Consider the following 12,588-nt stretch of genomic DNA (forward strand, 5'->3'; position numbering starts at 1 on the left):
GTCCGGCTGACCGCGATCGTCACCCACGAAGGCGACTGGTACGTGGCGCGGGCCCTTGAGGTCGAGGTGGCAAGTCAGGGCCCAAGCGTGGAGGAGTCGCTGGCGAACCTGCGCGAGGCGCTGGAGCTGTACTTCGAAGATGAGCCGGTTCCGACAGTCTCCGTTGACGGGCCGATCGTCGCGCCCGTCAACGTCCGCTTGTCGGCGTGACACCCACGCTCCCCAGAGTCTCAGGTCCGGAGGTTGTCCGGGCATTGCGTCGTGCGGGCTTTGACGAGGTGAGCACAAGAGGCTCGCACTGCAAGCTCCGGCACAAGGTTGTGGCCCGTACCGTGATCGTGCCGCTGCACCGTGAACTGGCGACGGGTACCCTCGCCTCGATCCTTCGCCAGGCCGGTATGGACGCCGAGGAGCTGCGAACTCTGCTCAGCTGAGCGGGGGCCCGTGGTCAGCCAGCCGATGCTGGGCGCCAGGCCGCACAGCAGTGAGCCCAGCCCAAAGGTGGCGAGGCCGGGGTCGGCACGACCGCGGTGCACCCCGCCCGGACGCCGACGGCCGGGTGGGACGGGCCGCGGCGGCGTCGACCGTGCAGCGACCGGACCAGCGATGCGACGGCTGCCCCGGTCCGGCTACGGTGATGTCGTGGGACTGCATCTGAGTCAGATCGCCGAGGCGGACGAGCTGCTGACGAACGATCCGCTCGCGTTGCTGATCGGGATGGTGCTGGACCAACAGATTCCTCTTGAGCGGGCGTTCGCGGCTCCCTGCGAGCTGGCCCGACGGCTTGGTCGTTCCCTGAACGCGGCGGATCTCGCCAGGGCCGACCCAGACGAACTCGGCGCGGCCTTCTCCCAGCAGCCGGCGCTGCATCGGTTCCCCGGTTCGATGGCCAAGCGGGTGCAGAGCATGTGTCAGCTCATCGTCGACACCTACGACGGCAACGCGGCTCGCGTGTGGACGACCGCGGCCGACGGCAAGGAGCTACTGAGGCGGGTGGCGGCACTGCCGGGTTTCGGTACGCAGAAAGCCAAGATTTTTGTGGCGCTTCTTGGCAAGCAGCTTGGCGTGACGCCGCCAGGCTGGCGGGAGGTGTCCGCACCGTTCGGGGATGACGGATCGTACCTTTCGATCGCCGACATCATCGACACGGTCACCCGTGACAAGGTTCGTGCCTACAAGAAGGCGATGAAGGCCGCCACCAAGGTATCTACCGGCTGAACTGCGGTTTTGTTGTTTCCAACATACGTGTCATTGCCGTACCGCGCCACGCGGTAGATGAGCATGTGCGGGGCGGGCGGCCGGATTCTTGACGAGTTGCCGTCCAGCTGCACCCGGTCAGTCGTTTTCAGTCGGCGCAGGGAGATCGAGCTGGAACCAGACGGTCTTACCGGTCCGGGTGGGCCTGGCGCCCCAGCGGGTGGCCAGTTCGGCGACGAGCTGCAGGCCGCGGCCGCCCTCGTCGTCGACGGTGGGATGCAGCAGGCGGGGAACCCGGGTGTCTTCGTCGGAGACCTCGACATAGAGGGCGTGCTGGCCGCGCCGTAGGATCAGTTGGCCCGGGGCGTTCGCATACCGGATCGCATTGGTGACCAGTTCGCTGACCAGCAGTTCGACGGTGAAGGCAGCGCCTATGACTTCCCAGCGGCTGAGGGCGCTCAGGACGGCTTCGCGCGCGGCCTTGGCTGCCTGGGGACGCGGGGCGATCGCGGTGGTGGCGGTGGTAGCGGTGGTGGTGGCACGGACGAGTAGCAGCGCGACGTCATCGTCGTAGCCTTCGCCCCGGTCGATGAGGCTGAGCATCCGGTCGGCGGTCCTGCCGAGATCATGCGCCTGTTTCTGTTCGGCGTCACGATGGATGGAGCTGAACATGAGCTCGATGCGTCGACAGCCTTCGTCGATGCCGACGGTGGGGGACTCGACCAGGCCGTCGGTGAAGAGCGCAAGTGTGGTTTCGGCTGCGAACACGTGCCGTGTTTCGGTGTACGTCTGTTCCCCCAGCCCGAGGCCGAGGATCGGATCGCCGTGGCCTTCGAGGCGGCGGACCTTTCCGTCCGGACAGGTGAGGACGGGATCCAGATGGCCCGCGTTGGCAATGCAGATAGTGCCGGTAGCCGGCTCGAAAATCGCATAGATACAGCTGATGAGCGTTTGATCGGGGCCGCTGCCGAGGTTCTGGACAAGGTCGTCGAGATGGGTGAGGACGTCGGCCGCGGGCAGGTCGAGAGCGGCGAAGGCGCGGACGGCGGAACGGACCTGCCCCATGACGGCCGCAGCCGTGAGGCCCCGGCCCATGACGTCACCGATGACCAGCGCGACCCTGCCCGCAGACAGCGGGATGATGTCGAACCAGTCGCCACCAACTTCAGTACCGGCCGTCCCAGGTTCATAACGCCAGGCGATGTCCAGGCCTTCGACGGCGGGGGTTTCGTGCGGCAGCAGGCCGCGTTGCAAAGCGATGGCGGCGGCGCGCTGGCTGGCGTAGGCTCGGGCGTTGGCCACCGCACTGGAGATCCTGCTTCCCAGTTCGGCCGCGGTCTGCACGTCCCAGTCGGTATAACGACGCCGGGACGAGCCGATGCCGAAGTAGACGACCCCGAAGAACTGCCGGCCCACCAGCAGCGGAACCACGATCGCCATGTCGATCGCGACCTGCTCGAAAAAGTCGTGCGGTTCGGACATTTGGACGCTGTGTATTATTCGTTCTGTTATGTCGAAAAGCACTGGTCGGCGCGTGGCGAATGCTCGATGAGCGGGATTATCCTGATCAAGATAGACCAGAGTTCCCACGGTATTGATCGGAGTTGGCGAGGCGGAGCGCGGCGTGTTGGCGTGCCTGGCTCCGCGTAGCGCCAGCCTGTCCGGGTGGGTGTCGGCGTCGAGCGTTTCGTCGGCCAGGAGGACCTCGCAGTTGTCGGCGAATTCGGGGACGGCGAGGTCGACGATCGCCGCCAGCGTGTCCGGTAGTTTCAGGGACGCGCCGACCAGCCCGCTGGCCCGCCCCAGCAGGCGCAGCCGCTGTTCCACGGCCTCGCGATCGGCTTCCGCCTGTCGTTGTTCGGTGATGTCGATCGCGGCCACACCGATCGCCGTCGTGACGCCGTGCCGATCGCGGATCGGATAGTGAGAAGCGCTCCATATGCGGCGGTGCGGCCAGCTTGCCGGGGTGCGTCCGGTGATTTCAACATCGATGATCGGCTTCCCGGTGTCCAGCACCCGCCGGATCACATCCCATGCCTGAGGATCTATATCGGGAAGCAGCTCCGCGATCGTCTTGTCTCCGATGTCCGCCGTGGACAGACCGTTGAAGGCGAGTATGGTCTTGTTCATGTAACGTATTCGTAGCTCTGTGTCGACAATCAGGAGGCCAATTGGAGCCAAGTCAGTGAGTCGCGCGGCCAGCTCAAGGCTTTCCAGCTCGTCCGATCTTGCTGGTTCACGACGACCCGGGATACCCGTACGTCGGACCATCAGCGCGTGTGAGCCGAAGAGAAACGAGACGTATCCATGTTGTCACCTTGTGCCGCTATCGCCTTGTGCTGTTGTCACCTTGTGGCCGAGGTCGAATACGCTTGGCGTGAACAAATCCATCCTGGTGAGTGACGCGACGAGTTGAAAAGATCAAACGCGCCGCTTTTCCGCCGGTCAGGCATGTGGTTGGCGATGCCCGCTGCCAGCCGCGACCAAACGCGGGGCGAACGCGGGGGCGAATCGAAATGCGAGGACCAATGCGAGGGCGGGGCACGCGCTCAGACGGTCACCAGGACGAACACGGGGAACGCGCTGACGGCGGCGGCCGTCAGATAGATCGTCGCATGCGCCCACAGCGGCGTCCGGGGCGATGGATCCAGCAGGCGCGAGATGCGGGCGACCAACGGAGTGTCGATCGGCGACCGGGCGCTCTCGGCCACCGGAGCGTTCGTGTCCCCGCTGTCTATCGTGCCGCTGCTGTGGCTGGCACGCGCCGGCCACAGCGTCCGGCATCGTTCAGACAGCTGGTGCTGGGGCACACCGCTGATCGCGACCGCGCCCGCCGGCACCGGGGAGCGGGCGACGCCGAGCCTGGCCAGTGCGCGCGCGAGCGTCTGCCCGCTGGTGCGCCGGGCAGCGGCGTCATCGGCGAGCATCTCGACCAACAGAGACACCGCGGCGGTTGCTTCACGGGCCGGTGACAGAAAGGGGAACGTTTCCTGCCAGGCCACGAAAGGCTGGATGACGAGATCGTGGCGGCTCCGAGCATGAGCTTCCTCGTGCACGAGGACGGCTTCCAGCTCGTCCGCGGCGAGCGCGGTGAGCAGCCCTTTGGAGACGACTACCCGGGTGTGACGCACACCGGGCAGGCAGTATGCGACCGCGACCGGATGGTCCAGAACGCGGAGCCGACTACGTCGGCAGGCCTGTTCACCGTGGTCGTGACCGGCGAGGTCGACCAGATGGCGGTGACGGCGCCGTTGCCGCAGGGTCCGGGATGTGCATAGGGCGAGTACGCCGAACAGGCGGGCGGCAAGCGCGGATGCCACCGCGAGACCGATCAGGTTGATCCAGCCGAGCCCGGCCAGCGGCTCACCGGCCGCCAGATGGCTGGCATGGTCGCGGACACTCACCGGCATGTTCGTCGACAGCGGCGCGAAGGTGAAAGCGATCACCGCTAGCAGCGCGGAGACTCCGCCCGCAAGCCCGACGGCCTGCCACAGCACGATCGCCGACCGCGGGCAGCGGGACGGCCAACGGGCCGCCGCGAGCAGCCGCGGAACCGGCCACGCAAGGGTGCACGCGAACAGGGTGAGAACGGCCGCGGTCGTCATAGCGGGTGAACAGTACCTCTGTCGGCAGGAGGTGGTTCGTCCTGTGGACGCAGTGTGTCCGATCCATCATCCTCGGCGCCCGCCGGCCGGGTCAGCGCCCGGCGAAGGATCTCGGCTTCGGCCGGGGAGACCGAACCGACGAAGCGGACCAGCGCCGAGCCGCGATCATCGGTGGTGTCGAGGACCGCCAGCATGGCCTCGGCGACAACGGCGTCCCTGCTGCTCGACGCCCGGTAGCGGTGCGCGCGCTCGGCGCGCTCCCGTTGGACGAAACCCTTGCGCTCGAGGCGTTCCAGCACCGTGAGGACGGTGGTGTAGGCAAGGTCGCGTTCGTGGTCGAGGCGGGTCGCTACCTCACGCGCGGTCAGCCAACCGTCTGTATCCCACAGTACGTCCATGACTGACCGCTCAAGGTCACCCAGGCGCGCCATGGGTCCACTCTACGACGCGCCAAGAGATGACGTGACCTGATCCATAGATCTCGTGAAGCTGGCCCACGGCCCGACAGAAGCGGCTATAAGGATCACTGGCCATGAAAGGGCCGCGGTAGGCGTGCAGTGCGGCGGGCCGCTCGGCAGCGGCCGGGAATGACAGCCAACTGATGGTCGGCTTCTTCGACGTCACGATCGGTAAGTTCCGCCTGGATGCGTCGACCGGCGGTATCGAGATGGATCGTGGCCAGGCCGAACATCCGCTGTAGTGGTCCCTGGACCCGGCGGATGCTCTGGACTTTTTCCAACGGGACCCATCGTGTGACTCGGCGTACCCGACCGTTCGTCGTTACGATACAGGTCTTGCTGTCTCCCCAGGCGAGGTAGCGGTAGCGCAGTGGAGCTTTCCACCGGGCGCGGGCCGGGGCGCGCCGATCGGCGGTGGGCGCCGCGGGAATGAGCTGGGACAGTAAGAACGCGGCTTGGCCATGGTCCCCGACCGGCAGCACAGCCCGCAGCTGGCGTCCCTCGGGCCTGTTCTCGTTCCTGACCCGCCGGCCCGCCACCTCGACCTCGAGGCGGCACCAGCGCAATGGCCGCCACAGGAGCGGTTCGACCAGCTGGACCGCTTGGACACGGCCGAACGGAATCGTCTCCGTGGCGGTCTGGATCGCGCCCGAGCGCAGATGGAGGCCGTCGGCGGCGACGGAGACGGTGAGCTCGAAGCCGCTGTTGAAACGCCGCCAAGCCGCGGTGAGCATCCCGATCAGGAGACCCACGGCACCCCCCAGAGCACCGATGGCCGCCGGGATCGCTACCGCGACCGCGGCGAAGACGACGGTCGCGCCTATCGTGACAACTCCCTGGCCGCTCAGCAGTATGGAGGTGGCCAGCCGCCGGGTGGACAGCGCCACCAGCAGCTGTTCCGGGGGTGGCGGTGAATCCTCGGCGACCCCGTGCGCGAGGGCCAGCAGGCGTGCCCGCAGGATCTCCGCGTCCGCCTTGCGTAGACAGGCCAGCCGGCCGGCGGAGCCACCGGATGCCGCCATCCGCAGATGGAGTTCGGCGAGGCCCAGCACCCGCGCCAGCCCGGATTCCACCAGGTCGATCGCCTGGATCTGGGATAGCGGGTACCGCTGCGAGCTGCGGCGCAGCAGCCCTGTCTCGATTCGCAGCGTGCCGTTGTCAACCTGCCACCGGGTGACCAGCCACGAGATCACACCGATGACGACGACCACGGCGACAACCGCGAGATCCCAGTAGCGTCCCTGCCCACCGCTGTCCTGCTGGTGGGTTACGGCGCCGGACAGCAGGAGAGTCGCCAGCACCACGAGGTGGCGACCGGCCCGTACCAGCGGTGACAGAGGGTGCAGACGGCGCCATCCGCCGGCAAGTCCCGCGATGGGTTGGCCGTCGCTCCGCTCACCGGCCTGTTCACCGGCTTGCTCACCGGCCGGTCCGGCCATCGCGGACGCTTCTGCCCTGGACGGCCCCGCCGTCAACCGGTGTATCGCCGTTCCGTCCATAGCGGAGTGCTCGTCGGCGCTGTTCACAGCCCGGCCGCTTTGGCTTCGCCCAGAGCGGCCAGCGCGTCACGGAGCCGGGCCGCTTCGGCCGCGAGGAGTCCCGGGATTCTGGCGTCACTCGCTGCGGCTGCGGTGTGCATGCGTACAGTAGCGAGCCCGAACATGCGCTCAACGGGCCCAGCGGTGACGTCGACGAACTGCATCCTGCCGTAGGGAATCACGGAAAGTTTGCGAATCATGACACCCCGTCGAATGAGGAGGTCGTCCTCGCGTTCGGCATAGGCCCAGGCCCTGATCCGGTGATGGAGAAGCCGTTCCCAGGCCAGCACCACGGCGGCGATCACCAGAGCGAGTAGTCCGCCGAGCCCCGCTGAGCCTATGAATGCGCCCAGCAGGCCGACGGTCGTGATCGTCGGAGTGGCGATGAGAGCCAGCTGGATCCGGCGCATGACCAGCAGGCGCGTGGACGGAGCTGTCCAGTCCTGGGCGTCGTTCATGTGATCCGTTCGCTGGGCCTGTCAGCCCGTTGCCGTGGGATATCCGCTTCGCGGTCAGCGGCCCGGAGCCGTGGGCTCGGCGCTGGGGTGAGCGTGACAGAGCAGGATGTCATCTGCCGTTTTGTCCCATCTGCATGTTGCCGTGCCCGCTCGGTACGCACTTCTCGAGTGCATACGATACATATATTTTATGCAATGTATGGATTTTATAGAGTAAATAGGATCTTTTTTGTATTTTAAGATCATAGTTGTTGTGGTTAGGATGATTTTGTCCTGTGCTGGTGCTGTTGTCCAGAGTCTTCGCGGAGCCGGAGCCCTCGGCCGGTGACATCCGCCGTCAGAATCTGGGCGGGCAGCATGCGGAGCCGGCCATCAGGACGTGCGGTTCGCCTGGACGGCTACGGTCGCCAGATGGGTGTGCGTGGGGATGAGCGGACCGTGGTACCGATCGAGGCCGACCGGTCAGCCGCTGGCGCTGGTGGCCTGGGCGGGGTCGGCCGGCCGTTGTCCCGGCGGCTGTTCGTAGCCGAGGTGTGGCTCGTCCTCGGTGTCTCGCTGGGAGCCTCCGCGCTGTGGGCCGCTGTCCGTTACATCGGCGACCTGACCGCACCTGTGCCGCTTCGTCGGCAGGTTGCCGAGCTGAACTCGTCGGCGGCTCCGGGACGTCCGTGGCTCGATCTCGCATTGCAACTGGTCGGTATCGCAACCGCGCTGGTGCCCGCGCTGTTGGCGCTGAACCTGCTCGCGCGCGACGGCGGCGGCCCGTCCGCCATCGGGCTCGACTGCCGCCAGCCCAGCCGCGACGTCGGCTTCGGGGCCGGGCTCGCCGCCATGGTCGGCGGTACCGGGCTCGGGCTGTACCTGCTCGCCTGGCACTCGGGCGTGAACCTGACCGTGGTTCCCACAAGCCTGCCGGCTGTGTGGTGGCGCGTCCCCGTCCTGCTGGCGTCGGCGGTGGAGAACGCGCTGCTCGAGGAGGTCGTTGTGGTCGGCTACCTGTTGACCCGGTTGCGCCGGTTTGGCTGGAACGACCGGACAGCGCTCGCCACGAGCGCTGTCCTGCGTGGCTCGTACCACCTGTATCAGGGTTTCGGTGGTTTTGTCGCTAATTTACTTATGGGCCTGCTGTTCGGTCGGATCTATCAACGTCACGGGCGGATCGGTCCACTTGTCGTAGCTCATTCCCTGATCGATTCAGTTGCTTTTGTCGGTTATGTGATTTTGGTCGGCAAGGTGTCCTGGCTCCCCCAGCCATGATCTTGTTGGGCGCGGGCGTTGGGGTGGGCATCGAAGCAGACATCGCGGCAGGTGGCGAAGCGGGCATCGGGGCGACAAGGTAGTTAACATTCGTTGAACAACGGTTATCTTTTTGTTGTTTATTGTGTGCGATTAGCGTGATCGAATTGTCGCCGGCAGCGAGATTATTGTCATCCGTTGATGGTGATGCTTCGGTCGGATGTGATGAAAGGGCGCGGCATGGGCAGTGAACTGAGGGAAGTCGAACGTAAGTTCGCGGTCGATCCAGCCTTCGTGCTTCCCGCGCTGGATCAGTTGCAAGGAGTCACTAGCGTTACCGAGCCGGAAACGGTCACCCTGGAAGCCGTCTACTATGACTCCGACGATTTTCGGCTGGCCAACAATAAGATCACATTCCGGCGGCGGACCGGAGGGCACGACGAGGGCTGGCACCTGAAGCTGCCGATCAAAACTGGTGAGCGTACCGAGATCCAGCGCCCCCTTTACTCGGTTGCGGACGGCGTCGACGGGGCGAATGATCCGGCTGGAAGGAGCGGCCAGCTGCCGGTCGCGGCTGATCCAGTACCGGAAGTGTCCGCCGTCGCTCACGCCGCCGCCGGACCAGCCAACGGCTGGGCAGACAGCGTTCCGCCCGCTGAGCTGGTGGAGCTGGTATCCGTCCACCTGCGCGGTGCGCCGCTGCAACCGGTGGCGCGGCTGGTCACGAGCCGCACGGCGATTCGCCTCCGCGATGCCACCGGAGCTGATCTCGCCGAGGTGGTTGACGACTGCGTCAGCTCCCAGACTCTCGGCGGGAACACCGCGCGCCCGCGGCGCCGTGAGTGGCGCGAGATCGAGGTCGAACGTGTCGGTGCTGGTGAGAACAGCCTGCTGGACAGGGTCGGCGCTACCCTGTCGGCGGCTGGCGCGTCCCAGGCCCTGGAGCCGTCCAAACTCGCGCGGGCGCTGGGGCCGACGCTGGCGAACCAACGGCGATCCGCGGCGGCGCCGTCCCGGGGCAGGCTGCGGCCGAAGTCGCCGGCCGGCGAGGTGGTTCGGGCCTACCTGGCGGCCCAGGTGGAGGTGCTGCTCGCCACCGATCCCCGCGTGCGCCTGGACGCACCGGATGCCGTGCACAAGATGCGGGTGGCGACCCGCCGGTTTCGCAGCACGCTGCGTACCTTCGCGCCGATGTTCGACCCGGCGGTCGGCAGCCACCTGGACGGGGAGCTACGCGATCTGGCCGGTGCGCTGTCCGCGGCCCGCGACTGCGAGGTGATGGTCGAGTACTTCGACGGGCGGATGGCCGAACTGCCCGGTGAGCTGGTGCGCGGTCCGGTCGTCGAGACGATTGACAGCCAGCTGCTCGCGGGCCAGGCTGAGGCTCGCGGCGAGACCTTGGCGATGCTGCGCAGCGAGCGTTACCTGACGCTCATCGCTGATCTACAGGTAGTGGTTGCCGGACCGCTGCGTGGCCCGGCAGCGCAGCCCGCGCGTATCGCTGTCCCGCAGCTGATCGGACGCGCCGATCGTCGGCTGACTCGCAAGGTCGCCGCGGCCCTGGCCACGCCGTCCGGGCATGAGCGGGACATCCAGCTGCACAGCGCCCGCAAGCAGGCGAAGCGCTTGCGATACGCGGCCGAGACAGCCGTACCGCTCTTCGGGTCCGACGCGGTGGAGCTCGCCAGGCTGGCCGAGCAGATCCAGGAGCTGCTCGGCACACATCAGGATGCCACCGTCGCACAAGGGCTGCTTCGTGGGTGGGGCACGGCGGCCGCGGATGCCGGCAAGCCGACCGCGTTCACGCTTGGGCTGTTGTTGGGCCTGGAGGAATGCCGTGCGCGGACCGCGGAACGGGATTTCATCGACTTCTGGCCGGCGGCATCCCGGCGGCGGCACCGCCGCTGGCTGGGCTGATCCGTACATTCTACGGCGTGTTCCGGAAGCCGCCGTTCGATCAGGGAGCCGCGGCCAGGGGCCGCCTGGACGCGGCGAGCCGGACAGATGACCTTCGAAACACGCCCTAATGGTCGTAGAAGCCGTGTGACCGGTCGTTGCCGACCCACCGTGCCGGCAGTTCCGTCAGCTGCCGGACCCGGTCCCGGTCAGTGGGGGTGACCGGGGTCTGCAGCAGGATGGTCGCATCCGGGTCGTCGGTGGGACGGAACAATGAGATGATCAAAAGGATCTCCCCGACGGTCGCGGTGGCGACCGTCACCTTCCGGCTGGTGAACTCGTGTGCCGACCGGTTTTCCCACCACTGCTTCAGGTCAGGCTTGTCGGCCTCGAGCAGCATGAATATCTCCTGGACACGTTCGTCCTGGAAATCGCCGTCGGCGCGTGAGCGGAACTGCGCGAGCACAGCCTTGGTCACGGCTTCCCACTCATGCAGCGTGCTGCCGAGCAGCCGGCTGGTGACCATCAGATACAGGAGGTTCCGGCGCCGATCGTCGACGAGGCCGGGGTCCGTCCACAGCGCCGCATAGGCGTCGTTCCAGCCGATGATGTCGAAGCTGTGGTCCAGAAGCAGCGCGGGACTGGTCGGCCAACTGTCCAGAACGGGTTGGAGCAGCCGCGCCACAGCATGGCGTTGATCGTGGGTGTGCCGCGCCCGGCGCGGCGGGGCGTGCAGGCCCGCGAGTGCCAGGGCATGCCGTCGAGCATGATCGTCCAACCGCAGAGTGCGCGCCACAGCTTCGACGACCGGTCGGGAAGCCGCTACCCGTCCTTGCTCGAGCCAGGTGTACCAGGCGAGCCCCAGGCCGGACAGCTGTGCCACTTCCTCTCGTGGTAGCCCGGGTATTCGTTCACGGTGGGCCTGCAGGAACTTACCGAGTTCGCGTTGCCGGGACTCCCGTTGGACGCCGCTGCTCGCCGTGTTGCCTACCGCACCGTGCGCCGTACTTTCTGTCATGGCTAACCGTCCTGTCGGTTATCGCCCGGACACTTTTCGCAAGACCCGGCGGCGGGGGAAGCCATGGGGCACCCGCGGGCGGAGCGATGGCCACCTGTCCGTCGACGGGGCAGGTGCCGTTGACCTGGCAGCTGGCTTTTACGGGACACCTGTCGATGTTGACATCAGCAGGACCGCCGCTTAGCGGCATTCAGCGCAGTGCGACCTTGCCCTCCCCGGTTGGCCGGAGTTCGGCCGCGGCTCCCCGGCTTGGAGCGCCCGGCAATAGAGGATGCGGCATTGCGGGGCTGGGGTGCGCACCTCGCGTCATCGCTGCCCATCCATCGCCGCGCGATGCACAGGTACCCCGGCTCCTCGGTCGCCCCACAAGCTCCGGCGCATCCCTCCGTCGCCGCGCGATGCACGCACCTCAATCCCGCTTCTTGATCCACGCCCCTGTTGTCGGGCATTCGTAGCGCGTGTTTGAGATCGTCATTCCGGCATACTGATCAAAGGCCCGGCCCCGGACAGGTTCTCACACAGTTCTGACATTTCTCTGACGAAAGACACACGGCGCCCCGGCAAGGTGACGGTGTCGCGGACCACGGTGGCCGCGTTCAACGGAGGTGACGGCGTGAGGATATCAATGGCAACGAAGCTCGCCGCGATGGCGGGCGCTGCGGTCATCGCGGCCGGTAGCGCCGCGACCGTGGCACTGGCCGACTCGGGAGGGCCTGTCACACCGGCCGCGAATGCCACGACGGCCACCGCCGACCCGATCTCGGAGGTGGCGTCTGATGCTCGAGGCCATCGCGCCTGGCTCGCGGACAAAGGCGTGCACGGGGAGTTCGTGGCGCGGACGGCGGACGGGTTCAAGACGTTCGATGTGCAGAAGGGGACCGTGACAGCGGTGTCCGGTTCGTCGTTGACCGTCCGCAGCGATGACGGATACACCGTCTCCTACTCGATCACGGATAGCACGATTGTGCGCCGAGGCAAGAACAAAGCGGATATATCGGCGGTGAAGGCCGGGGAGAAGATCGTGATCGGCGCCCGTGTCGACGGCCAGACACGGACAGCGCTCCGCGTGATCGTGCAGGTCAGCTGAGCCGTTTGTCAGGGGAGAGAGCGGTGGCATCTGGCTGACTGGCGGTGAGCGGCCGGATGGTGAACTTAGAGCGCCCGGCAACAGGGGTGTGGATC

At 66.8% G+C, this 12,588-nt stretch carries 12 protein-coding genes; 6 read left to right on the forward strand and 6 right to left on the reverse strand.

The genetic code is table 11. The annotated features are described in order from the left end of the window. The 3 genes from MJ785_RS10370 to MJ785_RS10380 all read left to right on the forward strand — a co-directional run. The coding region (locus MJ785_RS10370; protein WP_239380605.1) for a type II toxin-antitoxin system HicB family antitoxin at nt 1-210 on the forward strand (210 nt) is incomplete at its 5' end. Further along, nucleotides 207-434: a type II toxin-antitoxin system HicA family toxin gene (locus MJ785_RS10375; RefSeq protein WP_239393689.1), complete on the forward strand. Its 228-nt coding sequence runs from the start codon at nt 207-209 to the stop codon at nt 432-434. The genes MJ785_RS10370 and MJ785_RS10375, both read left to right, overlap by 4 nt. Nucleotides 435-606: 172 nt before the next feature. Further along, nucleotides 607-1,218: an HhH-GPD-type base excision DNA repair protein gene (locus MJ785_RS10380; RefSeq protein WP_370652624.1), complete on the forward strand. Its 612-nt coding sequence runs from the start codon at nt 607-609 to the stop codon at nt 1,216-1,218. A 117-nt stretch (nt 1,219-1,335) separates the two neighbouring features. On the opposite strand, the gene MJ785_RS10385 is transcribed toward MJ785_RS10380, so the two are convergent. From MJ785_RS10385 to MJ785_RS10405, 5 genes are all read right to left on the reverse strand, one after another. Then, nucleotides 1,336-3,468, reverse strand: a complete 2,133-nt coding sequence (locus MJ785_RS10385) for a SpoIIE family protein phosphatase (RefSeq protein WP_239372816.1) — start codon at nt 3,466-3,468, stop codon at nt 1,336-1,338. A 278-nt stretch (nt 3,469-3,746) separates the two neighbouring features. Beyond that, entirely contained in the window at nt 3,747-4,802 is a 1,056-nt protein-coding gene (locus MJ785_RS10390; RefSeq protein WP_239311670.1) for a M56 family metallopeptidase, read from the reverse strand. After that, nucleotides 4,799-5,233: a BlaI/MecI/CopY family transcriptional regulator gene (locus tag MJ785_RS10395; RefSeq protein WP_239311668.1), complete on the reverse strand. Its 435-nt coding sequence runs from the start codon at nt 5,231-5,233 to the stop codon at nt 4,799-4,801. The genes MJ785_RS10390 and MJ785_RS10395 overlap by 4 nt, the downstream gene beginning before the upstream one ends. A gap of 92 nt (nt 5,234-5,325) precedes the next feature. After that, complete coding sequence (locus MJ785_RS10400) at nt 5,326-6,699, reverse strand: PH domain-containing protein (protein ID WP_239311666.1); 1,374 nt, start codon at nt 6,697-6,699, stop codon at nt 5,326-5,328. A gap of 83 nt (nt 6,700-6,782) precedes the next feature. Then, nucleotides 6,783-7,256, reverse strand: coding sequence for a PH domain-containing protein (locus MJ785_RS10405; protein ID WP_239345337.1), 474 nt, complete (start codon nt 7,254-7,256; stop codon nt 6,783-6,785). Nucleotides 7,257-7,667: 411 nt separating this feature from the next. Between MJ785_RS10405 and MJ785_RS10410 the strand changes: the two genes are divergently transcribed. Next, nucleotides 7,668-8,513, forward strand: coding sequence for a CPBP family intramembrane glutamic endopeptidase (locus tag MJ785_RS10410; protein WP_239311664.1), 846 nt, complete (start codon nt 7,668-7,670; stop codon nt 8,511-8,513). Between the two features lie 219 nt (nt 8,514-8,732). Next, nucleotides 8,733-10,409 (forward strand): CYTH and CHAD domain-containing protein, encoded by a 1,677-nt coding sequence (locus MJ785_RS10415; protein ID WP_239311662.1) that lies wholly within the window; start codon nt 8,733-8,735, stop codon nt 10,407-10,409. 106 nt (nt 10,410-10,515) lie between these two features. On the opposite strand, the gene MJ785_RS10420 is transcribed toward MJ785_RS10415, so the two are convergent. Next, nucleotides 10,516-11,406, reverse strand: a complete 891-nt coding sequence (locus MJ785_RS10420; protein ID WP_239311660.1) for a helix-turn-helix transcriptional regulator — start codon at nt 11,404-11,406, stop codon at nt 10,516-10,518. 613 nt (nt 11,407-12,019) lie between these two features. Here MJ785_RS10420 and MJ785_RS10425 point away from each other — a divergent pair. Next, the gene (locus MJ785_RS10425; RefSeq protein ID WP_239380606.1) at nt 12,020-12,493 is read left to right on the forward strand and encodes a DUF5666 domain-containing protein; all 474 of its coding nucleotides are present in this window, start codon (nt 12,020-12,022) and stop codon (nt 12,491-12,493) included. The last annotated feature ends 95 nt before the right edge of the window (nt 12,494-12,588 follow it).

Source organism: Protofrankia sp. CiT1 (genome assembly GCF_917627335.1).
Classification (GTDB): Bacteria; Actinomycetota; Actinomycetes; order Frankiales; family Frankiaceae; genus Protofrankia.

Coding starts and splice junctions, on each gene's coding strand:
- MJ785_RS10380 (WP_370652624.1), top strand. CDS start 607: ATGCGACGGCTGCCCCGGTCCGGCTACGGTGATGTCGTGGGACTGCAT.
- MJ785_RS10385 (WP_239372816.1), bottom strand. CDS start 3,468: ATGGTCCGACGTACGGGTATCCCGGGTCGTCGTGAACCAGCAAGATCG.
- MJ785_RS10390 (WP_239311670.1), bottom strand. CDS start 4,802: ATGACGACCGCGGCCGTTCTCACCCTGTTCGCGTGCACCCTTGCGTGG.
- MJ785_RS10395 (WP_239311668.1), bottom strand. CDS start 5,233: ATGGCGCGCCTGGGTGACCTTGAGCGGTCAGTCATGGACGTACTGTGG.
- MJ785_RS10400 (WP_239311666.1), bottom strand. CDS start 6,699: ATGGCCGGACCGGCCGGTGAGCAAGCCGGTGAACAGGCCGGTGAGCGG.
- MJ785_RS10405 (WP_239345337.1), bottom strand. CDS start 7,256: ATGAACGACGCCCAGGACTGGACAGCTCCGTCCACGCGCCTGCTGGTC.
- MJ785_RS10410 (WP_239311664.1), top strand. CDS start 7,668: ATGGGTGTGCGTGGGGATGAGCGGACCGTGGTACCGATCGAGGCCGAC.
- MJ785_RS10415 (WP_239311662.1), top strand. CDS start 8,733: ATGGGCAGTGAACTGAGGGAAGTCGAACGTAAGTTCGCGGTCGATCCA.
- MJ785_RS10420 (WP_239311660.1), bottom strand. CDS start 11,406: ATGACAGAAAGTACGGCGCACGGTGCGGTAGGCAACACGGCGAGCAGC.